The sequence below is a fragment of the Cumulibacter soli genome (assembly GCF_004382795.1).
In the GTDB taxonomy this organism is placed as follows: domain Bacteria; phylum Actinomycetota; class Actinomycetes; order Mycobacteriales; family Antricoccaceae; genus Cumulibacter; species Cumulibacter soli.
Genome location: NZ_SMSG01000001.1, coordinates 436,972 through 463,115, shown reverse-complemented (window position 1 = coordinate 463,115; position 26,144 = coordinate 436,972). Strand labels below are relative to the sequence as shown.

General features: G+C 62.2%; 21 protein-coding genes. 15 read left to right on the top strand and 6 right to left on the bottom strand.

The window, feature by feature from the left end:
* Nucleotides 1-152: 152 nt before the first annotated feature.
* The 13 genes from E1H16_RS02270 (at nt 153) to E1H16_RS02210 (ending at nt 17,852) form a co-directional block, all read left to right on the top strand.
* A complete protein-coding gene (locus E1H16_RS02270) occupies nt 153-1,577 on the top strand; it encodes an acetyl-CoA carboxylase biotin carboxylase subunit (RefSeq protein WP_243837572.1) in 1,425 nt (474 codons plus the stop codon).
* Nucleotides 1,578-1,611: 34 nt separating this feature from the next.
* On the top strand, nt 1,612-1,827 hold the full coding sequence (locus E1H16_RS02265) for a biotin/lipoyl-binding carrier protein (protein ID WP_134322049.1): 216 nt from the start codon (nt 1,612-1,614) through the stop codon (nt 1,825-1,827).
* 59 nt (nt 1,828-1,886) lie between these two features.
* Complete coding sequence (locus tag E1H16_RS02260) at nt 1,887-3,026, top strand: CaiB/BaiF CoA transferase family protein (protein ID WP_134322048.1); 1,140 nt, start codon at nt 1,887-1,889, stop codon at nt 3,024-3,026.
* A gap of 33 nt (nt 3,027-3,059) precedes the next feature.
* The gene (locus E1H16_RS02255; protein WP_134322047.1) at nt 3,060-4,124 is read left to right on the top strand and encodes an ABC transporter ATP-binding protein; all 1,065 of its coding nucleotides are present in this window, start codon (nt 3,060-3,062) and stop codon (nt 4,122-4,124) included.
* Nucleotides 4,121-5,224 carry an ABC transporter ATP-binding protein gene (locus tag E1H16_RS02250; protein ID WP_341765374.1) on the top strand — a complete coding sequence of 368 codons (1,104 nt, stop codon included), beginning with the start codon at nt 4,121-4,123 and terminating at the stop codon, nt 5,222-5,224. The genes E1H16_RS02255 and E1H16_RS02250 overlap by 4 nt, the downstream gene beginning before the upstream one ends.
* Nucleotides 5,205-6,794 (top strand): ABC transporter substrate-binding protein, encoded by a 1,590-nt coding sequence (locus E1H16_RS02245; RefSeq protein ID WP_134322046.1) that lies wholly within the window; start codon nt 5,205-5,207, stop codon nt 6,792-6,794. The genes E1H16_RS02250 and E1H16_RS02245 overlap by 20 nt, the downstream gene beginning before the upstream one ends.
* A 41-nt stretch (nt 6,795-6,835) precedes the next feature.
* Entirely contained in the window at nt 6,836-7,771 is a 936-nt protein-coding gene (locus E1H16_RS02240) for an ABC transporter permease (RefSeq protein ID WP_134322045.1), read from the top strand.
* 4 nt (nt 7,772-7,775) lie between these two features.
* Entirely contained in the window at nt 7,776-8,732 is a 957-nt protein-coding gene (locus E1H16_RS02235) for an ABC transporter permease (protein ID WP_208378804.1), read from the top strand.
* A gap of 8 nt (nt 8,733-8,740) precedes the next feature.
* Entirely contained in the window at nt 8,741-10,306 is a 1,566-nt protein-coding gene (locus E1H16_RS02230) for an acyl-CoA carboxylase subunit beta (RefSeq protein WP_134322044.1), read from the top strand.
* A 66-nt stretch (nt 10,307-10,372) separates the two neighbouring features.
* Nucleotides 10,373-11,959 carry an acyl-CoA carboxylase subunit beta gene (locus E1H16_RS02225; RefSeq protein WP_134322043.1) on the top strand — a complete coding sequence of 529 codons (1,587 nt, stop codon included), beginning with the start codon at nt 10,373-10,375 and terminating at the stop codon, nt 11,957-11,959.
* A 307-nt stretch (nt 11,960-12,266) separates the two neighbouring features.
* A complete protein-coding gene (locus E1H16_RS02220) occupies nt 12,267-13,007 on the top strand; it encodes an SDR family oxidoreductase (protein ID WP_134322042.1) in 741 nt (246 codons plus the stop codon).
* Nucleotides 13,008-14,003: 996 nt separating this feature from the next.
* Nucleotides 14,004-16,640, top strand: a complete 2,637-nt coding sequence (locus E1H16_RS02215; protein ID WP_134322041.1) for an ATP-dependent Clp protease ATP-binding subunit — start codon at nt 14,004-14,006, stop codon at nt 16,638-16,640.
* A gap of 273 nt (nt 16,641-16,913) precedes the next feature.
* Nucleotides 16,914-17,852: a hypothetical protein gene (locus E1H16_RS02210; RefSeq protein ID WP_134322040.1), complete on the top strand. Its 939-nt coding sequence runs from the start codon at nt 16,914-16,916 to the stop codon at nt 17,850-17,852.
* A 20-nt stretch (nt 17,853-17,872) separates the two neighbouring features.
* On the opposite strand, the gene E1H16_RS02205 is transcribed toward E1H16_RS02210, so the two are convergent.
* The 3 genes from E1H16_RS02205 to E1H16_RS02195 all read right to left on the bottom strand — a co-directional run bounded on the left by E1H16_RS02205 (nt 17,873) and on the right by E1H16_RS02195 (nt 20,750).
* On the bottom strand, nt 17,873-18,763 hold the full coding sequence (locus tag E1H16_RS02205; RefSeq protein WP_134322039.1) for an HhH-GPD family protein: 891 nt from the start codon (nt 18,761-18,763) through the stop codon (nt 17,873-17,875).
* Between the two features lie 185 nt (nt 18,764-18,948).
* Nucleotides 18,949-19,608, bottom strand: coding sequence for a response regulator (locus E1H16_RS02200; protein ID WP_134322038.1), 660 nt, complete (start codon nt 19,606-19,608; stop codon nt 18,949-18,951).
* Nucleotides 19,605-20,750 (bottom strand): sensor histidine kinase, encoded by a 1,146-nt coding sequence (locus E1H16_RS02195; protein WP_134322037.1) that lies wholly within the window; start codon nt 20,748-20,750, stop codon nt 19,605-19,607. The genes E1H16_RS02200 and E1H16_RS02195 overlap by 4 nt, the downstream gene beginning before the upstream one ends.
* Before the next feature lie 142 nt (nt 20,751-20,892).
* On the opposite strand from E1H16_RS02195, the gene E1H16_RS02190 reads away from it, so the two are divergent.
* Nucleotides 20,893-21,363, top strand: a complete 471-nt coding sequence (locus E1H16_RS02190) for a hypothetical protein (protein WP_134322036.1) — start codon at nt 20,893-20,895, stop codon at nt 21,361-21,363.
* A complete protein-coding gene (locus E1H16_RS02185; protein ID WP_134322035.1) occupies nt 21,360-22,919 on the top strand; it encodes a multicopper oxidase family protein in 1,560 nt (519 codons plus the stop codon). Before E1H16_RS02190 ends, E1H16_RS02185 begins: the two co-directional genes overlap by 4 nt.
* Before the next feature lie 10 nt (nt 22,920-22,929).
* On the opposite strand, the gene disA is transcribed toward E1H16_RS02185, so the two are convergent.
* From disA to E1H16_RS02170, 3 genes are all read right to left on the bottom strand, one after another.
* Nucleotides 22,930-23,985, bottom strand: a complete 1,056-nt coding sequence (disA, locus tag E1H16_RS02180; protein ID WP_134322034.1) for a DNA integrity scanning diadenylate cyclase DisA — start codon at nt 23,983-23,985, stop codon at nt 22,930-22,932.
* A 46-nt stretch (nt 23,986-24,031) separates the two neighbouring features.
* Nucleotides 24,032-25,411, bottom strand: a complete 1,380-nt coding sequence (gene radA, locus E1H16_RS02175) for a DNA repair protein RadA (protein ID WP_134322033.1) — start codon at nt 25,409-25,411, stop codon at nt 24,032-24,034.
* An 85-nt stretch (nt 25,412-25,496) separates the two neighbouring features.
* Nucleotides 25,497-26,060: a copper chaperone PCu(A)C domain-containing protein gene (locus E1H16_RS02170; RefSeq protein WP_134322032.1), complete on the bottom strand. Its 564-nt coding sequence runs from the start codon at nt 26,058-26,060 to the stop codon at nt 25,497-25,499.
* Between the last annotated feature and the right edge of the window lie 84 nt (nt 26,061-26,144).

Below are 26,144 nucleotides of genomic sequence, written 5' to 3'. Positions count from 1 at the left end.
GGTGTTGACACACGTCATAGTGAGATGCGAGTCTCTCTTGCATACCTCGTCATATTTATCGCCCGCGGTCGCTGAGGTGCTGGACTAGTCCGCGCAGTGGGCGGTTCTTTTTTGGACTCACATCACGTGGAAGGGCTGGTTGAGAGAATCCCGTGGACGAACTCACGAAGGGCCGACGAACCGCCGAGCTTGCCAAGACGAACCCTGAGCTGGGCAAGCCGTTCGAGCGGATACTGGTTGCCAACAGGGGAGCCATTGCGCGGCGGATAATGCGGAGCGCTAAGGCGATTGGGGTTTCGACTGTCGCGGTCTACAGCGACGTGGACGAAGGGCTTCCACATATGGAGGAAGCTGACAAGGCTGTGAATCTCTCGGGTTCGGCCGCCAGCGAAACCTACCTGAACGTCGCGGCAATTCTGGAAGCCGCGCGCGTTTGCGGTGCGGACGCGGTGCATCCCGGATACGGCTTCCTATCGGAAGACCCGGATTTCGCTCAAGCAGTGACTGATGCGGGGTTGACCTGGGTCGGTCCGCGTGCGGAGTCGATCCGCTTGCTCGGCGACAAAGTCAGTGCGCGGAACCACATGGCGAGCGTCGGTCTTGCTGTTGCGGCAGGAAGCACGACTGTCTTAGACAGTCTCGATGCGAGCATTACAGCTGCGCGCGAAGTCGGATATCCCGTGATCGTCAAAGCGGTCGCTGGCGGGGGTGGGATCGGCATGGCTGTCGCGAGCGATGAAGTGGAGTTGCGTGCGGCTTATGAGTCCGCATCTGCGGCGGCGGCCCGCTTCTTCGGTGACGAGCGAGTGATGGTCGAACGGTTCGTGACGCGTGCCCGCCACATCGAAGTCCAGATACTCGGGTGGGGAGATGGAGAGGTGGTCACCCTTGGTGAACGCGACTGTTCGGTCCAGCGCAGGAATCAGAAAATCGTTGAGGAAACACCGGCGCCACGTCTCGCGGCCAGTACACGGGAATCGATGCAATCGCTAGCAGCTGCTGCGGTCCGTGCCGCAAACTACGCCAATGCCGGCACGATCGAGTTTCTGCTGGACAACGACACGGGAGAGTTCTCGTTCCTCGAGATGAACACCCGTCTTCAGGTCGAGCACGGGATCACGGAGATGGTTACGGGCGTCGATCTGGTGGAGCAGCAAATGCGGATCGCCGCAGGCCAGTCGCTCAGCTTCGATCCTAAATCTGTCATAAACGAGGGGCACGCGATCGAGCTTCGTCTTTACGCGGAGGACCCCATTAGGTTCATACCGTCTCCGGGGCGGATCACCCAATGGAAAGAGCCGGTTGGTGACGGAATTCGCGTCGAATCCGGCTATCGCGCAGGCAGTGTGGTTTCACATTTCTACGACCCGATGCTTGCGAAGTTGATCGTCTGGGGAGAGTCCCGTGGGGACTGTCTGCGGCGCGCACGTGCGGCGTGCGATTCCTTCCGGGTGGAAGGAATCCGTACGAACCTCCCGCTCCTCGCCGCGTTACTTGAACATGACGATTTCTGTGCCGGTAATTACGAGACAAGCGTGGTCGACAAGATAGCCAGATCGTCGATCGCAACTTCGTAACCTGGAATGCTCGAAAACCAAAGAAGGAAGAAAAATGACTCATGAAGTTCGATCGGAAATGCCGGGAAACGTGTGGCGACTTGAGGTCTCCGTTGGGCAGGCTGTTAACGCGGACGACGTGCTATTGATCCTTGAATCAATGAAGATGGAAATACCTGTGCATGCGCCGACCTCCGGCACCGTTCGCGAACTTCCAGTTTCGGAAGGCGACGTGGTTGAGCAAGACACGCTGCTCCTGGTAATGGACTAGCGGCGGCTTCGCTGAGCACAGGTTGTTATCGAAATGCTTGAGCTGAGAGGAATGAGTTCGTGTCAGAGATCGCTGCGCTAGACGGAATACGGGTCGTCGAGCTTACCCACGCTATTGCTGGTCCCCATTGCGGCCAAATATTGGCAGATCACGGAGCTGACGTGATTAAGGTTGAGCCGCCAGACGGCGAACTTGCGCGGCTTGCATTGCCACTTGATGGGGACGACAGCGTGTACTTCGCATCGCATAACCGCGGAAAACGGAGTATCACCCTGGACCTGAAGTCGCCACGAGGCTCGGAGGCATTGAAACGGTTGATCGCTCAGTCCGACGTCTTGCTCACGAACTACACGCGGGATGTGCCGACGAGGTTGGGGTTCGGCTTTGACGATGTGCATGCAATCAATCCGCGAATCGTCATGACCCACGTGACGGGATTCGGCCAGAACGCCAAGAATCCAAATCGGCGAGCACTTGACACCACAATTCAGGCTTTGAGCGGTATCCCGGACTACACAGGAACCGCTGATTCGGGTCCGATCCTCGTGGGTGCCTTCCTCCCCGATCACATCGCGGCCTACAACGCGGCCCTAGGGACCATGATGGCTCTTCGCAGACGCGATCTCACAGGTAGCGGTGAACTTGTCGATGTCAGCATGCTTCATGCGTATACCGCAACCGTGGCTCATGCATACCACGTGGCGCTCAAGGGGCAGCCTTTGCCACGTGTGGGAAACCTAGTTCCCACGGCGTTAACTCGCTCCTACCAGACGGCTGACGGTGGCCACGTGATTTTAGCCCCACTCGGTCGGAAAAAGTGGGAACAATTCAGAAACCTCATCGGACTGCAGGGCGATATCGCGAACTTACCGTACGAGGTCGTGCTTCAGGAACACCGAGTCGAAACCGAAAACCTGATAGCCGACTGGGTTGTACGTCGCGATCGCGATGACGTGATCGCGCTGATGGATAAGAACGGAATTACTTGCGGGGCGATCCTAACCAGCGCTGAGGCTGCGATCGCGGCGCTCGATCGCGACGACGGTGATCTCGTGACCGTTACTGCGCCATCGGGAGGCGAAATAAACGTACCCGGTCCGTGGACGAATGTTGGTCTCTCACAATCTCAGCGCCGGCTCAGAATACCGGTTCTGGGCGAAGACACGCAGGCCGTCCTATCCGAGATAGGCATGGAGTGACTGCCTCAGCGCGCCCAGATTTTAGGAGTGCCAATGCCGATAAAAATTAGCGAACCGAGTGTTGACGAACAAAAGCCGGTACTCCTCGACGTGCGCGATCTCACGGTGGAATTCGCGACGCCGAACGGGTCGGTGACTGCCGTTCGAGATGTTTCCTTTCAAATGAGTCCGGGCGAGATACTGGGGTTGGTCGGAGAAAGTGGAAGCGGGAAATCGGTTACTGGAATGGCGATGATGGGATTGCTCCCGGAAAGTTCCAGCAGGGTTTCCGGCTCTGCGGTGCTCGACGGGACTGATCTCCTAAGCGCAGGTCCGAAAGCATTAACCACGCTACGCGGCGAGAAGATTGCGATGATCTTCCAGGACCCGTTGACGGCGCTCGATCCGGTGTACACGATCGAGCAGCAACTTATTGAGACGTTGAAGGCACACCGGAAGATCTCCAAGGGGGAGGCACGGAAGCGAGCTATATCCCTACTTGACGACGTGGGCATACCGATGGCGGCGTCAAGAATTAAGGACTACCCGCATCAACTTTCGGGGGGTATGCGCCAGCGCGTGATGATTGCGATCTCGCTGGCCTGTAACCCGCAGCTTCTAATCGCCGATGAACCGACAACTGCCCTGGACGTCACGATCCAAGCTCAGATTCTCGATCTCATCCGTGATTTGAGCACGGAACACCAAACCGCAGTGCTCTTCATCTCCCATGACCTGGCAGTGATCTCAGAACTGTGCAGTCGCGTCATGACCATGTATGCAGGCGAAGTAATCGAGGCCGGCGAGGTCGATCCCTTGCTCGAGGTCCCATTGCACCCTTACACGTCGGGCTTGTTGGCTTCAATCCCCCGGGCGGGCGGAGACCGAGGACGCCTGCATAGCGTTCCGGGTCGTGTCCCGGCGCTTGATGCGATGCCTGCCGGATGTCGGTTCGGTCCCAGGTGTAGCCATGTCATCGACCAGTGTATTTCAGCGCATCCAGGGCTTCGGCAAGTTGGCAGTCGTTTCGTGCGGTGTGCCCGGGCTGAGGAACTCCAGCTGAGCGGGGTTGTTGATGTTGCGCCTACCTCGACGCCGATCGAAGGGCGGGCAACGTGACTGATTTGGAGCAGGGCGGAGCGGTAGACCGAACTGCGGCACTTCTAGAGGTTCGCGACGTGAGCGTTGACTTCAAACTAAGTAGGGGGCGCGTCCTGCACGCGGTTGACCGTGTGTCATTTGCCTTGCACAAGGGGGAAACGCTCGGAATCATCGGAGAGTCAGGCTCTGGAAAGTCAACTCTGGCGCGAGCTGTGATGGGAATCGAGCCATTATCTTCAGGATCGGTTGCGCTCGATGGCAGTCAGATCGGCAAGATGACCCGCAGGGCGCGTCGAGCGATCGCGCCGCGGATGCAGATGATCTTCCAGGATCCCTCGGAGGCGTTGGATCCACATCTGACTTGCAGGGCAGCGGTCGCCGAGCCGCTCGTGGTGCAAGGCCGACTCGGACGGAACGAAATCCTCCGAAAGGTCGGCGAGGCTCTGGAGCGAGTGGGGTTAAGTGAACAGCATGGTTCGCGCCGACCGCGAGAGTTGTCGGGAGGCCAACGGCAACGGGTAAATATCGCTCGTGCGTTAACGCTAGATCCGGACGTCCTGGTGTGCGACGAGGCTGTGTCGGCGCTCGATGTGTCCGTTCAGGCGGAAGTCCTTAATCTCCTGCTGGACCTTCAAGATGAGCGGGGCTTGGCCTACCTCTTTATCTCGCACGATATCGGCGTCGTCGCTCGGGTATGCCACAAAGTTGGCGTCATGTACCTCGGCGGCCTCGTCGAGACGGGCTCGGCCGACGATTTGGTTAAATACCCGCAACACCCCTACACGAGCGCGCTTTTGTCAGCCGAGCCTCAGGCGCTACCCAGCAGGCTTCGCACCAAGACGCGGATTGTCCTGTCGGGCGAGATTCCGAGTCCCCTTGATCCTCCGCGGGGATGTCGATTCGTGACTCGATGCGTCTACGCAAAAGAGGTCTGTTCAACGCCTCCGCCTTTGGCTGATGCCGGCGCCGGACGCACGGCTGCGTGTCATTTCGTCGGTGAACTTGAACTAGCAGGTGAAGGCACAAACTCGACGTCCGCATCTGCGGACGGGTCTGTACATGCCCAAAGAGAAGAAGTGACCGCGAAGGAGAAAGAGAATGACCAGGCTTTCCAGTAATACCCGGGTTAGGCGCAGCCGCGCTTCGTTCGTCGTGGTGACTGCGGTGGCACTGACAACATTGGCAGCTTGTGGCGGCGAGTCGAGCAATGCCGCCGCGGGTGAGGTGCCGACATGTGACGCGGCAACAACTGGCGGCACGTTGAATGCGAACCTACCGAATCCACCTAGCTCCCTGGACCCGATCCAGGGCGGAGCGGGCAATGATCATATGTCGCTGTATCCGATCTTCGACCGTCTCGTGAATCTATCAGTCGATATGGCACCCGAACCGGGGCTGGCAACAAAATGGGAGTATCCGGACGACAAGACCCTCGTGCTGACCCTGCAAACCGGAGTGAAGTTCCACGACGGAACGCCGTTCAACGCAGAGGCCGTGAAGTTCAATTTGGAGCGCGCGCGCACTCTCCCGACCTCAACCGTAGCCGCGAACCTCACATCGATCGATTCGATCGAAGCGACGGCCGAAAACACCGTCACCATTCATCTCAGCAAGCCCGACACGACCTTGCCGCTAATCTTCGCGGATCGTGCAGGCATGATGAGTTCTCCGACGGCGATCGAGGAAAAAGGGGATCAGCAATTCGGGCTACATCCGGTAGGCACAGGCCCTTTCGAAGTATCTAATTATGCGCCGAGTACGTCGTTGGAGCTGACGAAAAACGAGAACTACTGGCAGACCGACATGCCGTACCTGGATGATGTGAAGCTGACTTATCTCACTGATGGGCAGACCGTGGTGAACTCGCTGCAGAGTGGTCAGACAGATGCGGCATTAAATGTAGGATTGCAGTTTACCGAAACTCTATCGACTAATTCGGGGTTGGCAGTCCATACAGACCCGTCAGTGTTCGGAGATTATCTCTACGTCAACGCGAACAAGGCGCCTTTCAATAACCTCGAAGCGCGCCAGGCGTTGCGAGCGGCTATCAATACCGAGGCGTTAAACGACACATTATATCTCGGCAAGGGCGAGCCGGCGACGCAATTGTTTCCAACAGACTATTGGGCCTATCAGGATGGTCTTACCGACAACTTTTACGACCCTGAAGCGGCAAAGGATCTCGCTGAGAGTTCGGGATTGGCGGGCTCGAAGATTACAGCGCTGTGGTACCCAGCTGCAGGTGCGGATCGTCGTGCCCAGTTGATTCAGGCGATGCTTAAAGATGTTGGAGTGGAACTTGAACTTGTGTCACAGGAAGTAGGCACCGCTACCAACGATTTCTTTGCTAATAAGAATGGCGAACTCTATATTGCCGGTTGGAGCGGACGTCCAGACCCAGCGGATACGTTCAAAAGCATCGTTTCTCCGGGCGGGTTCTATAACGCAGGTGACTTTGAGCCCGAAGGTCATGATGTCGACGCAATGATTGAAGCTGGTCAGCAATCTCCGGAGGTCGAAGATCGGGCCGAAGCGTACAAACCTCTGGTTGAACTGATTGAAGATCAGGCGCTTGCGTTTCCGTTAGTGTTCATTCCTATTACCACTGTGTTGTCCACTAATGTCGGGGGCTTTGAGTCAGGGCTGTATGGCAAGGTGGATGTCAGCTTTCTTTGCGTTAGCGAGTGACATGGAATGCTAGGTAATTTGGTGACGAAAGGAGGGGAATAGTGGCCGGCACCCTGCTTCGCCGATTTGTCCCGGTCATACCGACCCTATTTATTGCGTCGGTCGTCGTGTTTCTCCTGGTGCAATTCGTGCCAGGAGATCCCGCGGTCGCGATTGCCGGCGAAAGTGCCACTCCCGAAATCATCGCCGCCCTTAGGGAACAAATGGGTCTAGAGAAGCCGCTCATTGTGCAGTATTGGGACTGGCTAATGAGCCTCCTGGGCGGTGACCTCGGAAACTCGTTCTTAACTGGTGAGTCGGTGAACGTCGCGATCGGGCGAACGATATTCATCACCGTTAGCGTGGTCGCTCTTGCGTTAGTATTCTCACTGGTGATTGGGATTCCTGCCGGGCTGATCGCGGGAGCATACGCCCGACGGGCGGCAGATCGGACAGTTTCGACGCTCGTATCTGTGCTCATGGCAATGCCAACGTTCTGGTTCGGTTTGGTCTTGGTCTCTCTGTTCGCTGTCCAAGGCAATATGCTTCCGGCTACGGGATACGTTCCGATTAGCCAGTCACCCGTCGACTACCTTCGTCATCTGATACTTCCGAGCTTCGCGATGGGGATTGTCGGAGCGTGTGAAATAGCGCGTCAATTACGTTCGGCGATGATCGAGGCACTGAATTCGGACTACGTCCGCACGCTGTATGCGAAGGGGTTGTCGCGCAGCCGCGTTATTCGGCACGCACTGAAAAACTCGGGTGTTCCGCTCTTGACTATCGTGGGCTTGCAAATTAATCGTTTCCTCGGTGCGACGGTCGTTATCGACACGATCTTTGGGCTCGGAGGGCTGGGAAGCTTGATTATGGGGGCAACGCTAAAGAAAGACATGGTCGTAATTCAGGGCGTCGTCCTGGTTATGGCTGTGATCGTGATTATGACGAACGTGATCGTTGACCTGTCCTATCGTCTGGTCGACCCAAGGATTCGGTGATCCAATGACAGAGGATACGAAGGCTGCGACACTAGAGCCCGTGGTCGAGCCATCTAGCCGCCGCGTTCGACGGCCTTGGTTGGGCGCGTTCCGAGACCCGATGACGCTGGGCTGTTCGGTGTTCGTGGTGCTGGTGGTTTTCGCGGCGGTGTTTGCGCCGTGGGTATCTAGGGGGATCGATCCCGCGACCCAGGACCTGACAGCGATAATGCAAGGTCCGTCTGGGGCGCATTGGCTGGGCACGGATGACCTAGGTCGCGACCTTTGGGCGAGGGTTGTATACGGCGCTCGGATATCCTTGTTTGCGGCGCTCATATCTTCCGCTGTCGCCGCGGCAATCGGCATTCCGCTCGGAATCGTCGCAGGATACTTCGGCGGATGGGTGGACGCGGTACTGATGCGCGTTGTCGATACGATACTGTCCTTCCCCGCGTTAGTTCTGGCAGTAGGTGTTGGCGCGGCGCTTGGTCCTGGTTTGACGAATGCGATGATCGCTATCGGCATCGTGTTCTCGCCGGTCTTGGCGCGGCTTGCGCGTGGTCAGGTGCTAGCGGTTAAAGAGCGTCTCTTCGTGACCGTCGCTTTCACGTACGGAACGTCTAGCGCACGTGTCATTCGTCGACACATCATCCCGAATGTGCTCCGACCATTGATTGTGCAGACGGCGTTGATGATGGGGACGGCTCTATTGGCTGAGGCAAGTCTTAGTTTCCTGGGTCTCGGCGTACAAGCGCCGACGCCGAGTTGGGGATCGATGCTTCAATCCGCGTTCCAGTTCATCGGTCAGCGGCCCGAGATGATTTACATCCCAGGATTGGCAATTGGGCTTACTGTTCTTTCATTCAACTCGCTGGGCGATGCCCTTCAAGACATTCTGGATCCAGATCAGAACACAACCGGTCGACGCCGAAAATTCCGCCGGGTTTCCCGTACGGCAACGCAAATCAATGAGACGAGGTAGCTGAAGAAATGGCATGGGAGAAAGCGCTGAGCGAACTTGAACGTCGACGAGAGCTGGCCAGGAAGATGGGCGGCGAGGAACGAATCTCGCGGCAACACGCTCAAGGAAAGTTGACGGTCAGAGAGCGTATCGATTTTCTCGTTGACGAAGGAAGCTTTCGTGAGTTCGGGCTACTGTGCGGGACTGGGACCTACGACGACGGCGGGGAACTGAAGGACTTCGTGCCGAAGGCGGAAGTTAATGGTGCGGGCAAGATCGATGGCCGGACTGTGATGGTGAACGCGGGAGATTTCACCGTGCGGGGCGGCTCAGGTGGCGGTGCGAGCACAACGGGTGGGCTCCTCGGGTACGAGTTGCGGGCGGCTGAACGGGCGCAGGAGTGGCAAGTTCCGTACATTCGACTGTTGGACGCTAGTGGCGGCAGTGTTGCGCACTTCCTTGAACTCGGCCGAACTTATGTGCCGGACGCCAACATGTGGGTGCACACCGATGTTGAAATGATGCAGGAAGTTCCAGTGGTGTCGGCGCTGATGGGCCCCACCGCCGGATTGCCAGCAATATATGCCACTCTGGCTCATTTCAATGTGATGGTTGAGGGCAGTTCGCAGTTGTTCCCTGGTGGGCCACCCGTCGCGAAGGCGGCGCTGGGACTCGATATCGACAAGGAAACCCTGGGTGGCGCCGCGATACACACCCGGCTCAGCGGGTCAGTTAACAACGTGGCGTCGAGCGAGGAGGACGCGCTGCGGCAGATTCAGCGCTTCCTGTCTTATCTGCCATCGAACGTGCACGAGATGCCTCCTAGAGCCGAGCCGGTCGACCCTGAGTTTGCGCCTGAGGTGTTGCGCGATGTAGTCCCAGAAGACCCTCGGCGGCCAGGAGACGCGCGCAGGATGCTGAAGGCCGTGGTTGACGCGGACTCGTTCTTTGAACTTGCCCCTGACTATGGTCGGTCGAGGATCACAGGTCTGGCGAGGATAGACGGCCTGCCCGTAGGGATCATGGCCAACAACACCCGATTCCTTGGAGGGTCCACGGACGTCGCCGCGGGTCGCAAGGCGGTTCACCTATTGCAGTTATGCGACCTCTTCCACCTCCCGATGATCACTCTGCCTGACGAGCCGGGTGTGCTTGTAGGCCCCGATTCTGAGCGCGCGGGAATTGAAGTCGCTGGCGCGCAATTGGTGTGGAGGACGGTGAATTCACGGATGCCGTGGCTGACGATCATCGTCGGCCGATTGTTTGGCGTGGGAGGTCAGACCCATCACCGCTCGACCGGTATGTTCCGTCGCTACGCGTGGCCATCGGCGCGGTGGGGATCAATGCATATCAGCGGTGGCACAAAGGCCGCGTTCCGTTCGATCATCGAGGCGGCCGAGGACCCTCTGGCGAAGGAAAGGGAGATTGAGCAGCGGTTGCATAACATCGCTTCTCCCTTCCGCACAGCCGAAGCGACAGGGCAGGACATCATCGATCCGGCTGAATCACCTCGCCTGATACGTGAGTTCGTGGCTGATGCGCAACCGGTTCTTCGTAGGCAGTTGGGCCCGCCGAAGTATCCATATACGCCGTAAACCGGCGGCTGAAACGATGTGCGCGTCAGCGCTCCAAGAAACTTGTCATATCAGGGAGGCAACAAATTGTCGGTAGGTCGTAGGGAATCAGGGTCTGTCGCCGAGGGATGGCGCCCCGAGGTCGAGCGGATTAATTCGCTGCGGCAGCGTGCGCTTGAGATGGGCGGCCAGGAGCGTATCGATCGTCAACATGCGCGTGGGAAGCTGACCGCTCGTGAGCGGATGGACTTACTGTTTGATCGCGGAACGATGGAAGAAATTGGAATTCTCGCAGATCACGCCGGCACGCGGCGTCACCTCAAGGATTTTCATGCCCCGGCCGATGGTGTGGTGACTGCTTCTGGGCTGATTGACGGTCGCCCGGCGTTCGCGTTCTCCGAAGACTTCACAGTCCTTGGCGGCTCGACCGGGTCGGTTGGCATCCAGAAACGCAATCGACTGAAGGAGCTAGCGGGTCGCGAGCGACTTCCGATCGTGTACTTGCTGGATGGGGCTGGCGCGCGCGGGCAGGAAGCAATCCTCGCTGGATGGCCCGATTCGTCGCACTTTTTGGTGCAGTCTCGACTGGCTGGCATCGTTCCGCAGGTTGGCGCTGTATTAGGAGGGCTCGGCGGCGATCCTGCGCTCGAGGTTCCCTTGTGCGATTTCAAGATCATGTCGAAAGGCGAAGGTGCACTGTTCACCGGCGGCCCGCCGCTGGTCAAGGCGGCCCTCGGCCTTGACATCGACAAGATCGACCTTGGTGGGTACAAGATCGCCGTCGAAACAGCAGGGGTTGTCGATAATGCGGCAGAAGATGACGCGGACGCGATTGCTCAGATTCGTCGCTATCTGAGCTATATGCCGCTAAATTGCGACGAACTGCCCCCGGTGGTGGCGCCGACGGATGATCCATGGCGGGCGGACGACGAGTTGTTGGATATCGTCCCGCGAAACCGTCGGGCGCCGTACGACATGCAGCAGATCGTCGATCGGATTGTCGATCACGATTCGGTATTCCAGATCCAGCCGACGTTCGGAAAGTCGCTCATCACGTGCTTGGCCCGAATGGATGGCCACGTGGTAGGTATCGTCGCCAACCAACCAAAGGTCCGGGCCGGAGCTATGACAGGCGACGAGGCCGACAAGGCGGTCCATTTCATCTCGCTGTGTAACTCATTCAACATCCCAATGGTCTTCCTCGTCGACGTACCCGGACTCATGGTCGGCCCCGAAACCGAGAGGCAAGCGATCTTAAAGCGTGGCCTGCGCGTCGCGTGGGTGACAGCTCACGCTCGGGTCCCGAACGTCACCGTGCTTATTCGTAAGGCATACGGAATGGGCGCCGCGGCGATGAATGGACCTGGAGGCGGACAGAGTGCGACTCTGTGCTGGCCCTCGGCAGAGTTTGGGTCACTGCCGGTCGCAGGCGGTGTCGACGCTGCGTTTAAGAGCCAAATCGCCGGCGGTAAGGATGCGTCGGCCGTCCGAGCCGAGTTCGAATCGAGCATAAGCTCGGATGCTGGACCCTTTCCTGCGGCGGGCGTCTTCAACTTTGATGAGTTGATTGATCCGCGAGAGACGCGTGCCCGGGTTGTTCGAGCGTTCCGACGCGCTAGGCGATCGCAGGAGCGCAACACCGGACCGTGGCAGCACTACGGTCTATTCCCATGATCTCCTGTAGGTGAACCGTTGTGACGAACCGGCCGGCCAGGCCGGAGTCTGCGTTCTCGTAGATCAGCGCCAGCCTCGCGGGCGCCCATATGCGAGTAGAGCCAGCCCGACGGAGTGCTGGTCACGCTGCTTCCCGATGATGCACTGCTCGTGAGCATGATGACCGCGAGCGGTTTTCTCGGTCCGAACATTCGCCCTGCTCAGTGGCCGTATCCTGGAGCGGGGAAGACCCCGGGTCTTCCCCGCTGTGCGGGGCGGACTTCAGTATGGTCCTCGGCCTAGTCCGATCCACCGATACGCTCCACACATGGGCAGCGCTTCGAAGGTCATCGTCATTACCGGCGCGGGTAGCGGGATTGGTCGCGTACTAACACGTGGCCTTCTCGCCGCTGGACATCGCGTTGCACTCGCCGGACGCCGCGAAGATGCGCTCTGTGAGACAGCGGGCAAGGACCCCAACGCGGTATGTGTGCCGACCGACGTTCGCGATCCGGATTCCGTGCGCCGCCTGTTCGCGGCCGTCGACGAGCAGTTCGGCCGCGTCGATGTCCTTATTAACAACGCCGGAGTGTTCGGCCGCCCTGCGTCGATCGATGAGGTTACCGACGAGGACTGGGACACCATCCTCGCTGCCAATGTCTCGGGCTCGGTCTACTGCGCCCGCGAAGCCATCAAGCGGATGAAGGAGCAGGGTGACGGTGGCCGGGTCATCAACAACGGCTCGATCTCGGCTCGAGTCCCGCGCCCGCGATCTATTGGCTACACGACCACGAAGCACGCGATTACCGGACTGACCCGCTCGATCAACCTCGACGGACGGGCGCATCAGATCACCGCGACGGAACTCAACATCGGCAACGCGGCAACCGCGATGACCAGCGGCATGATCGAGGCCCCGCAGCCCGACGGCACCCGCCGCGCCGAACCAACGTTCGACCCGGAGCACCTCGTGGCCATGATCCGCGACGTCATCGCCCTCCCCAATACGGTCGCGGTGCCCGAACTGATGGTGATCGCCGCCGGAATGCCGTTTGCCGGCCGCGGCTGACGGATGCGGAGCACCGCAGCCCGCGGCAGACGGCGTGCGGCCGGCCCGCAGCAGAGGGCGTACGGCGCCTGGGTCAGGTCAGCACAGGCGATCGGGAGCGGGGTTTGGTGTCGCGAGTGGGGTTAGCGGGCGGGAGCTGGGAAAGATCCCACTGTGGATTGGGAAGTCCGCCCGGTAGCGGGAAGCGCGTTCGCGATCCGCGGCGGACGGTGTACGGCGGCCGGTCGGGCCAGCGCCGGCGATCGAGGGCGGGGTTTTGGCGTTGTGCGTGGGATTAGCGGGCGGGAGCCGAGAACGGGTGGCCGGCCAGGTCAGCACTGCCGATCGGGGGCGGGTCTTCGGTGTCGCGAGTGGGGTTAGCGGGCGGGAGCCGGGACGGCTCGGTCAGCGCTGTCGATCGAGGGCGGGTTCTGGGGCCGCGAGTGGGGATCGTGGGTGGAAGCCGGGAAAGATCCCCGCTGTGGATTGGGGAAGTCCGCCCGTCAGCGGCAAGTCCGCTGACGAGCCCGTGGGGTGTACGTCGCACGGTGTGCGGCGGCGGCGCGGGCGTACGGCGGCGCGCAGGTTAGTGGGTTGGACGCGGACACTGGCGGCCCGGCATCTCTGTTTGGTCGCCGGTGGGGCTCCCGCAATCGATGACGGTGAGGTGCGAGCCAGATGGTGGCGGGTTTCGACGGCAGATGTTGAACCGACTACGGTTCAACATCTGCCGCCAGGATGTGGCGGCGGCTCCGAACTGGCACCGCGGCGGGAGCTCGAACCGACCCCGCGCGGCCCGAGCGGGCACCGCCGCGGCCCCGAACCGGCTCCGAATCTGCCCCGCCGTGGGGCAGAACTGTCGGGAAGCAGCGGTGGGAATAAGGGCGTTCGCTTGTGGCGTACCCATCCGAGCGCCACAACGGAAGAAACTCGGCCCTATGCGTCGTTTAATGGGATGACCGCCTCGTGCCCTTGGGCGCAGCTTCCTAGGGGGCGGTCTCATAAGGAGACTGACGCATGTTTGAACGCTTTACAGACCGGGCCCGTCGTGTCGTCGTGCTGGCGCAAGAAGAGGCCCGCATGCTCTCGCACAACTACATCGGTACCGAGCACATCCTGCTCGGGCTGATCCACGAAGGCGAGGGCGTCGCCGCGAAGGCTCTGGAGTCGCTCAACATCTCCCTCGAGGCTGTGCGCTCGCAGGTCGAGGAGATCATCGGCGAGGGTCAGCAGGCGCCGTCCGGGCACATTCCCTTCACCCCGCGCGCCAAGAAGGTCCTCGAACTGTCGCTGCGTGAGGCGCTGCAGTTGGGCCACACCTACATCGGTACCGAGCACATCCTGCTTGGCCTCATCCGTGAGGGCGAGGGTGTCGCGGCTCAGGTGCTGGTGAAGCTGGGCGCCGAGCTCAACCGCGTGCGCACCCAGGTCATCCAGCTGCTGCAGGGCTACCAGGGCAAGGAGACCGCGACCGCCGGCGCTCCGCAGGAGGGCACGCCGTCCTCGAGCCTGGTGCTCGACCAGTTCGGCCGCAACCTGACCCAGTCCGCGCGCGAGAGCAAGCTCGACCCGGTCATCGGGCGCGAGAAGGAAATCGAGCGCGTGATGCAGGTGCTGAGCCGTCGCACCAAGAACAACCCCGTGCTGATCGGCGAACCTGGCGTCGGCAAGACCGCGGTCGTCGAGGGCTTGGCCCAGGCGATCGTCAATGGCGACGTCCCCGAGACGCTGAAGGACAAGCAGCTCTACACGCTCGACCTCGGCGCTCTGGTCGCCGGCTCGCGCTACCGCGGTGATTTCGAGGAGCGCCTAAAGAAGGTGCTCAAGGAGATCCGCACCCGCGGCGACATCATCCTGTTCATCGACGAGATCCACACGCTCGTCGGCGCAGGTGCCGCCGAAGGCGCAATCGATGCCGCCAACATCCTCAAGCCGATGCTGGCCCGCGGTGAGCTGCAGACGATCGGTGCGACCACCCTCGACGAGTACCGCAAGCACCTGGAGAAGGACGCCGCTCTTGAGCGCCGCTTCCAGCCGATCCAGGTCGGCGAGCCGTCGTTGGAGCACACCATCGAGATCCTGAAGGGTCTGCGCGATCGCTACGAGGCGCACCACCGCATCTCGATCACCGATGACGCGCTGGTCGCGGCCGCACAGTTGGCCGACCGCTACATCTCCGACCGTTTCCTGCCGGACAAGGCGATCGACCTGATCGACGAGGCCGGGGCCCGGATGCGGATCAAGCGGATGACCGCGCCGCCGGACCTGCGCGAGTACGACGACAAGATCGCCGGCGTACGCCGCGATAAGGAGTCGGCTATCGACGCGCAGGACTTCGAACGCGCCGCGAAGCTGCGCGATGACGAGCGCAAGCTGCAGGAGCAGAAGACCGAGCGCGAGCAGCAGTGGCGCCAGGGCGACCTGGACGTCATCTCCGAGGTCGATGAGGAGCAGATTGCCGAGGTCCTGGCCAACTGGACCGGCATTCCGGTCTTCAAGCTGACCGAAGAAGAGACGACTCGCCTGCTGCGCATGGAGGCCGAGCTGCACAAGACGATCATCGGGCAGGACGACGCCGTCACGTCTGTCTCGCAGGCGATCCGTCGTACCCGCGCCGGTCTGAAGGATCCGAAGCGTCCCGGCGGTTCGTTCATCTTCGCCGGCCCGTCCGGTGTCGGTAAGACCGAGACCGCGAAGGCGCTTGCCGAGTTCTTGTTTGGCGACCCGGACGCGTTGATCCAGATCGATATGTCCGAGTTCCACGATCGGTACACAGTCTCGCGCCTGGTCGGCGCTCCTCCCGGCTACGTCGGGTACGACGAGGGTGGCCAGCTGACCGAGAAGGTCCGCCGCAAGCCGTTCTCCGTTGTGCTGTTCGACGAGATCGAGAAGGCGCACCCGGACGTCTTCAACACGCTGCTGCAGGTGTTGGAAGAGGGTCGGTTGACCGACGGCCAGGGACGCATCGTCGACTTCAAGAACACGGTGCTGATCCTGACGACCAACCTCGGCACGAAGGACATCGCGAAGGCGGTCGGTCTCGGCTTCCAGTCGGGGCAGGGCGATGAGTCGAACTACGAGCGGATGAAGCTCAAGGTGCACGACGAGTTGAAGAAGAACTTCCGTCCGGAGTTCCTCAACCGTATCGACGACATCGTCGTGTTCCACCAGCTCACCCAGGATCAGATCGTCGAGATGGCCGATTTGATGATCGGTCGTGTCGGTCAGCAGCTCGCTGCCAAGGACATGACGCTGGAGTTGAACGACGCGGCGAAGAACCTGCTCGCGCGTCGCGGTTTCGATCCGGTCATGGGCGCTCGTCCGCTGCGTCGCACGATTCAGCGCGATATCGAGGACCAGCTCTCGGAGAAGATTCTGTACGGCGAACTTCCGTCGGGTTCGGCGATCACTGTCGACGTCATCGACGCTGACGGCAAGTCGCTTGAGGTGAAGGACATCCTGTCGGCCGACAAGAACGGGCTGCTCGACTTCCACTTCGCGTTCCACAGCGAGCCGAAGAGTGAGCCGGTGACCGTGGCCGCCGATGAGGTCGGAACAGGTATCGACCACGTGAGTGGCACCGGCATCGTCCCGGATGTGCCGGGTAAGCCAGACCTCGGCACGCCCGGCGGCGTCGCGGGCGGAACGGCCTAGTCGGCAAGAAAGGCCTAACCATTCCGCGTGGATGGTGAAGGAAATCGAATAGCAAAAGATATGGCCCGCGTTCGGAACGAGCGCGGGCCATATCTGCATCTGAGCGCGTGAAGTTTGGCGAATCACAGGGTTTTGTCGTAATCGGCTAGTACCGTAAACAAGTGGTAGTCGGTTTATCTATCGACTGCGGTTACTCACATATCTACCTACAAGTTGGGCAACGCGAGAACGCGACCGTGGTGGTCATGTGTCTCGGAGGATCGGTGACAGAAGATGGCCACGCGCGAGGACGGTACGCAGCGACCTGTCGCTGTCATCGTCTTTGGCGTGCTCGCGTTGCTCGGGTTCGTTGTCACCGGGATCCTCACCGGCTACACGGTCAGCCCTTCGGACGCGCCCACTCAACCCGACCAGGCCATCGCCACGCAGATCGAACAAGACCTCGACAGCCTGGAGGGGGTCAAGAGCGCGCAGGTCACGGACACCGTGGAATGCGTCGATGATTGCAGCGAAACGCGCCGCAGTTATGAGGCCACGATCGAACTCCGGGCCTCGGCGACAGCCGAGCAGATCAGCGCGATCGTTGCCAAGCACGACGAGATAGCGCCGTCGCAGGTGGGGATGCAGGACGTACCAATCACGCTGATGCTGACGCCCGACAAGACGCTTGAGGTCGCTCCGGTGCACTACGGATTCGGCGTCACGCAGGCGGCGGCTTTCCTGGCCGCATCGGCCGCCTCGGCTCAGGTCGCCGTCGATTACGGCCCACCGTCTTCCGGAGAATCACCGCTGCTGAGCATCGCCGCGAACGTCCCCGGGCTGGTGTGTGAAAACGCCGATGCGGCGCTCGCGCAGGTTGTCCCGGCGCTCAGTTCCGCGGCAACCGCCGGTGGTATTGCGTTCAGTTCAGTCCGATTTGATTGTGGTGCCGCCAAACTTGAGGCGGGCATCGCCGCAGGATCGGTATTCCAGCCGACCTATAGCGCGGCCGCGACAGCCGTTGACCGGATTAGTCGAGATATCGAGGGCGTCGACACCGGCGTGGTGCGCGAACTTTCCGTCGCCTTCGACGGGATGTCGACCATTCTCACCGTTGAACTCAACGATGGCCAGGAGGTCGGACCTGAACTGCTCGACGAGCTTGATTCGATCATTGAGTCATTGACGACCGCCGGCGCGGCCGACCCGGAACTTGACCTGAAGAACTACTAGGCCGCCGCACCCGGTGCCCCCTACGGGCGACCGGATGGCAGCGCGTACCGCCCGTCGGATTCGAGGACGACGAGACCGTCGCTGAGTAGACCCTGTAGCGCGCGTTGCCGTTGTACGTCGTCACTCCACACGACGTCCAACTCCGCACGTGGCACCGCCTCATCCGCGCCGCGCAGCACGTCCATCAGCAAGCCGCGCACTTGGCGATCGGTGCCGGCGAACCGTTGGGCGCGCTTAGGTGGACCGTCGTACGCTGGCTTGCCAGCAGCGACCCAAGCGCACGCGGCCACGACAGGGCAGTCCGCGCACCGCGGGCTCTTGCTGGTGCAGACCAGCGCGCCGAGTTCCATCAGCGCGATCGAGACGTGCGCGGCCTGCGCTGGATCGTCGGGCAGCATGTCGTCGACCAACGCGAAGTCCGCCCGAGTCGTCGATGGCCCGGCGTCGGCAGCGCCGAGTACCGCGCGGTGTACGACGCGTCGCACGTTCGTGTCGACGACCGCGATCCGCTGCCCGAACGCGAACGCTGCCACCGCCGCCGCCGTGTAGTCGCCGACACCCGGCAGCGACTTCAGGGCAGCTGGATCGCTGGGTACGTCGCCGCCATGGCGATCGTCGATCGCAACCGCGGCCGCGTGCAGCCGTAACGCTCGACGCGGATAGCCCAACTTGCCCCACATCCGAACGGCCTCTCCTGGGCTGTCCGCCGCGAGGTCGTGCGGGGTAGGCCAGCGCTGCATCCACTCTTCGAACACCGGCAGCACGCGAGCGACCGGGGTCTGTTGCAGCATGAACTCGCTGACCATCACCGCCCAGGCGGGGACGTCGTCCCCGCGCCACGGCAGCTCACGCTTAGCGCCGCGATACCAGTCACCGACGGCTTCGATGAGCGGCGCATACGTCTCGGGCATGCGCTCCATCTTGCCAACCGGCCCGCGCCTGTCGGAATCAGCATCGCGCCAGCCGGGCCAGCGCAGCTGAGCCGACCTCGCACCAGCAAGTCCCTACAGCCGTACGTCAGCAGGGGTGCGCCGCGCCAGAAGCCCAGGGTTCTAGGGCAAGGAGGGTTCGACACCGGCCGGCCCAGCGCGCTGCGTCAGCAGGGACGGACCAGCCCGGACTCATACGCAGTCACCACGAGCTGAGACCGGTCCCGCGCGCCGAGCTTGGCCAGCAGCCGACTGACATACGTGCGTGCCGTCGCCGGCGAGATCACCAGCACCTCAGCGATCTCATCATTCGACAGGCCGCGCCCGACTTCACGCAGTACGTCTCGCTCGCGCGCGGTCACCGATGCGAGCAGGTCTTCCCGGGCAGCCCGCTCGCCGCCTGCTGATGCGGCGCGCATTACTCGTTCAGTCACCGCGGGGGATAACCAACCGTCGCCGCGAGCCACCGTGCGTACTGCCTCCCGCAACTGCTGCGGCGAGGTGTCCTTGAGTAGGAACCCGGACGCGCCAGCACGTAGCGCTTCGAATACATCGGCATCGGCGTCGAAGGTCGTCAGCACAATGACCCGGCACGCTGATAGCCGCTCGTCCTGCGCGATCAGGCCGGTCGCCGCGACACCGTCCAGCACCGGCATGCGCAGATCCATCAAGATGATGTCGGGCAGCAGCGTGAGCGCTTGCGCAACGGCGTCGCGGCCATTGCCGCTCTCGCCGACCACGTTGATGTCGTCGGAGCGAGCCAGGAGTGCGCGAAGGCCCGAGCGCACCAATTCCTGATCATCGACTATCAGTACCGAGACCGTCATAACGGAATTCTCGCGCATACACCGAAACCACCGGCCTCCCGTGGTCCGAATTGCGACGATCCGCCGAGTAGGCCAACGCGTTCGCTGATTCCGCGTAGTCCCAGGCCGGCAGGGCCCGGCGTACTGCCTCGACCGTCGTCGATCACCGAGAGCGTCAATTGTCGGGCGTCGCGCGCGAGCGTGATGTCGATCCGCTCGGCTGCAGCGTGGCGTAGCGCGTTGGTCACCGCTTCCTGGATGACTCGATAGGCCGTGGTGCGTACCGGAATCCGCAGGTCATCGAGTACGCCGCTGCGCTGCACGGATACCTCGACGCCGGCGGCGCGGGCGCGTTCGACGAGTCCGGGTAGATCCGCCAGATCGGCCACGGGCTCGCGCTGCCGGTCCCCGCGCAGTAGCTGCACTGTGCCACGCAGTTCCGTCGTCGCGTTTGCGCACTGCTGGCGGATGAGGGCCACGGAACGTTGCGCCACCTCGGGGTCATCATCGCCGAGGGCTTCAGCGGCCACGTCCGCCTGGATCGACATCACCGAGACGGTGTGCGCCAGTACGTCGTGCAGGTCCCGGGCCAGCAGCAACCGTTCCTCCTCAATGCGCAGGTCCGCGTCCTGCTTCGCTCGTGCGGCCTGTTGCTCAGCGGCTGCGCGCTCCTGCACGCGTAGTTTCTCGTGCGCGAGAACCGCATACCCCAGTCCGATGGCTCCGCACATGATCGCAGCGATCTGCACGGTGTCCACGAGCAGCACCCGGGTCGGATCCTGACCGGCGATGACGATCCTGAAGAACGCAGCGCCACCCAGCAACACCGCGCTGATCGCGCTCGCGATCATGCTTCGCCCCGCTTCCGCGCAGGAATACAGTGCTCCGGCCAGCGGTAGGGCGAGGTTGATTGGTGGGTAGTTGAGCGCGAAGTAGCCCAGCACGAGCAATACGCTCAACGCCAGAATCGTGATCGGCCACCGTCGGCGCCAGCCGAGCAAGCCAGCGACGAGCGTCGGCATCGCGTACGCGAGCAGGTCGGTCGGGTTGTCGCCGGTGCCCGGCGTACTGGCCGCGATGCTCGTCGCGGTGATCACGAAAGTGGCGACGGCCAAGGTCGCGTCCAGGGCGGGCGCACTTAGACGTACGCGTGGCTCGGTCACCACCTGAGGTTAGCCGCAACACGCCCCGCGTAGCAGTCGCTCACTGTTGACATCCCACGTCGGGCAGTACGTCGGGAAGCGACAGTGAGGTGTCGATGCCGATCGGACGACGCAGCCGCACGTCCTTCGTAGCGTCGGTGATATGACCTCCGCACGCCTGGCTATCTGGGCTTTTCGCCTAATCGCGACGGTGTTCGCGCTGCTGGTGATGACGCAACCGATCTGGATCGGACTATTCCTGCAGGGCGAGTTCGACCAGCTCGCCGTCCATCGCGCGGTCGGCGGCGCCGCTATCGCCGCGACCTGGCTGGTATTCGCCGGTGCCGTTGCGATCGGCTGGCTCGCCCGGTTGGGTTGGTGGCCCGCTGCGCTGAGCGTCGGAATGTTCTTCGCCCTGGCGGGACAGTTCGTCGTCGGAATGCAACGCGCCACCGCACTGCACATACCGCTGGGCGTCGTGCTGATCGGTATCGCCGGAGCCCTCGCCGTGTGGTCGTGGCTGCCGATGACTCGTCACTTGAGCAGATCGAGAAGCCGCAGCAGCGCACCACCGGATGCGGCGTCCGCCGACAGTCATCAGCGGCTAGATACGTTGCGCGGGAGTAGCCAATGAATCGCCGTGGATTCCTGCAACTCACCGGGGCAGCGACGTTGGTGCTCTCCGCTGCCGCTTGCGCGTCGTCTGGTTCGACCGGCACTCTGCTGCGCAGCGCAGTGGCACCCCCGAAGCGCTTCAGCCAACCGCTTCCGATACCGCCCGAGCTCGTCCCGGACGCCGAAGGCGTGATCGATTTGCCCGTGCAACCGGGCTGGATCGAGATCTTCGGTGGCCACAAGACGAAGATCCGCGGGTACGGCGGAACGTTCCCGGGGCCGACGATTCGTGCAACGAAGGACCAGCCGCTGACGGTGCGACTGACCAATGAGCTGGACCGACCGACCGTGCTGCATCTGCACGGCGGGCGCACGCCATCTGACAGCGACGGGTTTCCGACCGACTTGGTGCAGCCGGGGACGAGTCGGGACTATGTCTATCCGATGCAGCAGCGCGCCGCGTTTCTCTGGTACCACGATCACACGATGGACGCGACGGGCGCCAATGTCTATCACGGGCTGGCCGGTATGGCGATTGTGCATGATGAAGCCGAGGACGCGCTCGGCCTGCCGACCGGCGATCGCGATCTGCCGCTACTGATCTGCGACCGCTCCTTTGACGCCGGCCACCAACTCAACTACCCAACGGGCTCCGCTGATGCAGGCGGTCCGAATCATGGCGGCTCCGGGCACGATCACGGTGGTGATGGCGACCATGGAACCGGCCATTCGGGTCATTCGGGTCATTCGGCTCACGGCGGTGGCCATGACGATGTGGTGGACCCGGAGTACTTGGGTGGGCTGCTTTCGGATGTCATGTTGGTCAACGGTGCACCGTGGCCGGTGCATGAGGTGGACGCCGCCAGGTATCGGCTGCGGTTGTTGAACGCGTCAAATGCCCGGCGGATCGAAATCAGCATCGACGAGCAGCCGCTGATTCAAGTGGCCACCGATCAAGGGCTGCTGCAGCAGCCCCTCGAGCGGAAAAGTGTGACGCTGGCGCAGGCTGAACGCGTTGACGTCCTCGTGGACTTCTCCGCCTTCGCCGCCGGTAGCCGGGTGCGGGTACGCAACTTGCTTGGCGACGGCCAGATGGCCGATATTATGGAGTTTCACGTCGCAGGAGCCTCCGAGCCCGAGGCGCAGATCCCGACCGAACTCAGCTCCTACGAGGTGCCTGACGAGGCTCAGGTGTCCGTCGTACGAGACCTCCACTTCGCGCTGGGCCCTAGTTCGGAGCAGCATCCGCATGGCGTCTGGATGGTCAACGGCGAGATCTTCGACCCTGACAAGCCACTGATGACCCTGCAGTCCGGGACAGTCGAACGATGGCGACTGAGCACCGACGTACACCACCCGATACACGTACACCTGCTGCAAATGCACGTGGTGCGTCATCGCGGTGCGGACCCCGGGCCGGCGTACGCCGGAATCAAGGACACGATTGACCTACATCCTGGCGATACTTGCGAAGTACTCGTGCCCATCGACGGATATCCAGGTAAGTACGTCCTGCATTGTCACAATCTCGAGCACGAAGACATGATGATGATGTCGAGGTTCGACATTCAATAGTGCGACGGAATCAGTGATGTCGTTCGAAGATCGTTGCCTCGGCTAGCCGCGACAAACTTTCCCGGATCCCGCGCGCTCGCATTTCACCCACGCCTTCGACCTGGGTCAGTTCGTCGGTGGTAGCTGCCAGCAGCCGCTGTAGTGAGCCGAAATGTTCCACGATGCGATCGATGACCGCGGCGGGCAGCCGCGGCACCCGCGCCAACAGCCGATACCCGCGGGGACTGACCGGATCGTCCAGCGAGTCGGCGACGCCGCTGAAGCCGAGCGCTTCGCTGATCCGGGCGAGGTCGATCAGTTCGGATGCCGGTAGATCGGCCAGATCGACGAGTACGTCCTCGACCGTGCGAGTACGGCGGCTCGCGGACAGGTAGTCGCGGACGATCAGCGCGCGTTCGTCCACCACGCCGGCCAGGAGCTCTTCGAGTTGCAGCGCCGACAACCGCCCATCGGTGCCGAGTTCGCTGACGTACCCGGCGATCTCTTCAGAAATCCGCGACACCATCTCCAGGCGCTGGCTCACCGAGGCGACATCGCGGACCGTCACCAGGTCCTCTATCTCCAGCGCCGAGAGCAATCCGGATACCTCATCCAGCCGGTTGCGGTACTTCTGCAAGGTCGCCAGGGCCTGGTTAGTGCGGTCCTGAAGTCGCGTGGGTTGCTCGAGTTGGTGCCGCTCATTGCCGACGTACAGCGTGATCGCGTTCATCGACTCGCTGACCGCGATCACCGGGACGTCGGCCTGGATCGCGACGCGTTGCGCGGTGCGGTGGCGGGTACCGGACTCATCGGTGTGCACGGACGCGTCCGGCATCAAATGCACGCCGGCGCGCACGAGGCGCGCACCGTCCGTGGTCAGTACGACGGCGCCGTCCATCTTGCACAGTTCGCGTAGTCGGGTGGGGGAGAACTCGATGTCGATGGTGAACCCGCCGGTGCACATCTGCTCAATGCTTCGATTCCACCCCAGCACGATCAATCCGCCGGTGCGCCCGCGCAGGATGCGATCGAGACCGTCGCGCAGGTCGGTGCCTGGGGCGATCGAGGCCAGGATCGTGCGCAGCATGGTGTCCTCTGCTCATGGGCTAGGCAATAGATGCGAGCGCCTCATGCTAACCGCCCGTCGGCGAGCCTTCGTGGAGCCCGGCCGCGTGAACCGCTTCTGCCAGAGTGCGAACCTCGATGACGCGCAGCCCCGCGGGCGCCTTACCGGACCCGCTGGGCACGATCGCGGTCTTGAATCCCATCCGCGCCGCCTCGGCCAACCGGCGTGAGGCGCCGGTGACCCGCCGAATATCACCAGCGAGGCTGACCTCGCCGAAGGCGACCATCGAGACCGGCAAAGCGCGGTCCCGAGCCGATGACGCCAACGACAGCGCGAGAGCCAAATCAGCGGCCGGTTCGGTTACTTTCACTCCACCCACGGTCGCGGCGAACACATCATGCTTGCCCAGATTGACTCCACAGCGGGAGAGTACGGCGATCGACATGGCGACGCGAGCGGCATCCAGGCCGCTGACCGAACGCCGCGGGGAGGCAAGGTTGCTGTCGGTGGCAAGTGCTTGAGTTTCGGCGGGAAGCGGGCGTCGTCCGTCGACGGTAATCGTCACGCAGGTGCCGGCGACGGCATGCTCGCGGTCGCTGATGAATAGGCCGGAGGGATCTGCGAGCCCGCGGATCCCCTCGTCGACCATTTCGAAGCAGCCGACCTCGTCGGCGGGGCCGAAGCGGTTCTTCACCGCCCGCACCAACCGCAGCGTGGAGTGCCGATCGCCCTCAAAATGCAGTACGACGTCCACCAGGTGTTCGAGTAGTCGAGGTCCGGCGATCGCGCCGTCCTTGGTGACGTGCCCGACGATGACGGTCGCAATACCGCGTTCCTTGGCCATCGCGATTAATGCCGAGGCGACAGCGCGGATCTGGGTGACTCCGCCGGCGCTGCCTTCGATCGCGGGCGAGGCGATGGTCTGCACAGAATCGACGATCAACAGCCCTGGGCTGACGGTATCGACGTGCCCGATCAGCGCGGATAGGTCGGTTTCGGCGGCGAGGTACAGAGCGGGCGCGAGCGCTCCGGTGCGTTCGGCGCGTAACCGCACCTGCGACGCCGACTCCTCGCCGGTGACGATGAGTGCGGTCTGCTTGCCCCGACCGGCGTACCGGCTCGCGACCTCCAGTAGAAGCGTGGACTTACCCACACCGGGTTCGCCGGCGAGTAGTACGACCGATCCAGGTACTAGTCCGCCACCGAGCACTCGGTCGAGTTCCTCGACTCCAGTGGGCCGAGCGCGGGCGGCTTCGACATCGACATCGGCGATTCGGCGGGCGGGAGCGCTCACCGCGCCGGCGCTGACCTTGCGCAGGGCGGCTGCGGTTGTTGCGGTCTCCTCGATCGTGCTCCACGACTGGCATTCGGGGCACCGGCCGAACCATTTGGCGGTTAGGTTGCCGCATTCGGAGCACTTGTAACTCTGCTTTACCTTCGACGCCATCCCTCAACCCTGCCGTACGTCGGTGACAGAAATGCGCGTGGCGCCCGACGGTGTGCCGGGCGCCACGCGCGCAAGACTGTTGGCGTTAGTGTCCGCCACCCTCTTCGGGAGAGTAGGTTTGGTCGGGGTCCCGGGGGATCTCATCGAGTGAGGCCGCAATCGGCAACTCGATCTCCAACTCGCCGGCCTCAGCGAAGGTGAAGGTGACCGGGATCAGGGCCGACGGGTAGACCTCATCGGTCATTGTGGCTTCGACCGTGACATCGCCGTTCTCGCCGACGATGACGTGGTCGCCGGCGGGGATCTCGATCGAACTTGCGCCGACGATCGTGGCGGGCGCGCCGTCCACGTCGATGCTGGTGAGTTCGTCAGTCGGGCCGTCGGAGGTGACCACGAACTCGATCTCAACGGTGTCGCCAGCCTGGTACTTGCCCTCGTCTGTGGGTGCGACGAAGTGTGCGTTGAGGACCTTAAGGTCGCCGACTTCGCCCTGTTCGCCCTCGACCGACGGTCGCTTCTCAGCGGTCTGGGTGACTTGGCCGGCGGAGCAGCCGGTAAGCACAGCGCCTAGCACGAACGGCGTCGCGATCGCAGCAGCGGTGAGGCGGGTACTGCGCGCTGGACGGCGCGATGTGGCGGTCAGGCTCACGGCGGTCTCCTCAGGATTCGGTGCACATACCTGGCTAACACACTAGTGCGCTGGCCTCGCGCGTTTACGACCGGCTCACGGATC

Excerpts from the sequence above, each read along its gene's own strand:
- E1H16_RS02265 (WP_134322049.1), top strand. The coding sequence starts at position 1,612 with ATGACTCATGAAGTTCGATCGGAAATGCCGGGAAACGTGTGGCGACTT.
- E1H16_RS02220 (WP_134322042.1), top strand. The coding sequence starts at position 12,267 with ATGGGCAGCGCTTCGAAGGTCATCGTCATTACCGGCGCGGGTAGCGGG.
- E1H16_RS02255 (WP_134322047.1), top strand. The coding sequence starts at position 3,060 with ATGCCGATAAAAATTAGCGAACCGAGTGTTGACGAACAAAAGCCGGTA.
- E1H16_RS02235 (WP_208378804.1), top strand. The coding sequence starts at position 7,776 with ATGACAGAGGATACGAAGGCTGCGACACTAGAGCCCGTGGTCGAGCCA.
- E1H16_RS02245 (WP_134322046.1), top strand. The coding sequence starts at position 5,205 with ATGACCAGGCTTTCCAGTAATACCCGGGTTAGGCGCAGCCGCGCTTCG.
- E1H16_RS02205 (WP_134322039.1), bottom strand. The coding sequence starts at position 18,763 with ATGCCCGAGACGTATGCGCCGCTCATCGAAGCCGTCGGTGACTGGTAT.
- radA (WP_134322033.1), bottom strand. The coding sequence starts at position 25,411 with ATGGCGTCGAAGGTAAAGCAGAGTTACAAGTGCTCCGAATGCGGCAAC.
- E1H16_RS02185 (WP_134322035.1), top strand. The coding sequence starts at position 21,360 with ATGAATCGCCGTGGATTCCTGCAACTCACCGGGGCAGCGACGTTGGTG.
- E1H16_RS02215 (WP_134322041.1), top strand. The coding sequence starts at position 14,004 with ATGTTTGAACGCTTTACAGACCGGGCCCGTCGTGTCGTCGTGCTGGCG.
- E1H16_RS02230 (WP_134322044.1), top strand. The coding sequence starts at position 8,741 with ATGGCATGGGAGAAAGCGCTGAGCGAACTTGAACGTCGACGAGAGCTG.
- E1H16_RS02190 (WP_134322036.1), top strand. The coding sequence starts at position 20,893 with ATGACCTCCGCACGCCTGGCTATCTGGGCTTTTCGCCTAATCGCGACG.
- E1H16_RS02210 (WP_134322040.1), top strand. The coding sequence starts at position 16,914 with ATGGCCACGCGCGAGGACGGTACGCAGCGACCTGTCGCTGTCATCGTC.
- disA (WP_134322034.1), bottom strand. The coding sequence starts at position 23,985 with ATGCTGCGCACGATCCTGGCCTCGATCGCCCCAGGCACCGACCTGCGC.
- E1H16_RS02200 (WP_134322038.1), bottom strand. The coding sequence starts at position 19,608 with ATGACGGTCTCGGTACTGATAGTCGATGATCAGGAATTGGTGCGCTCG.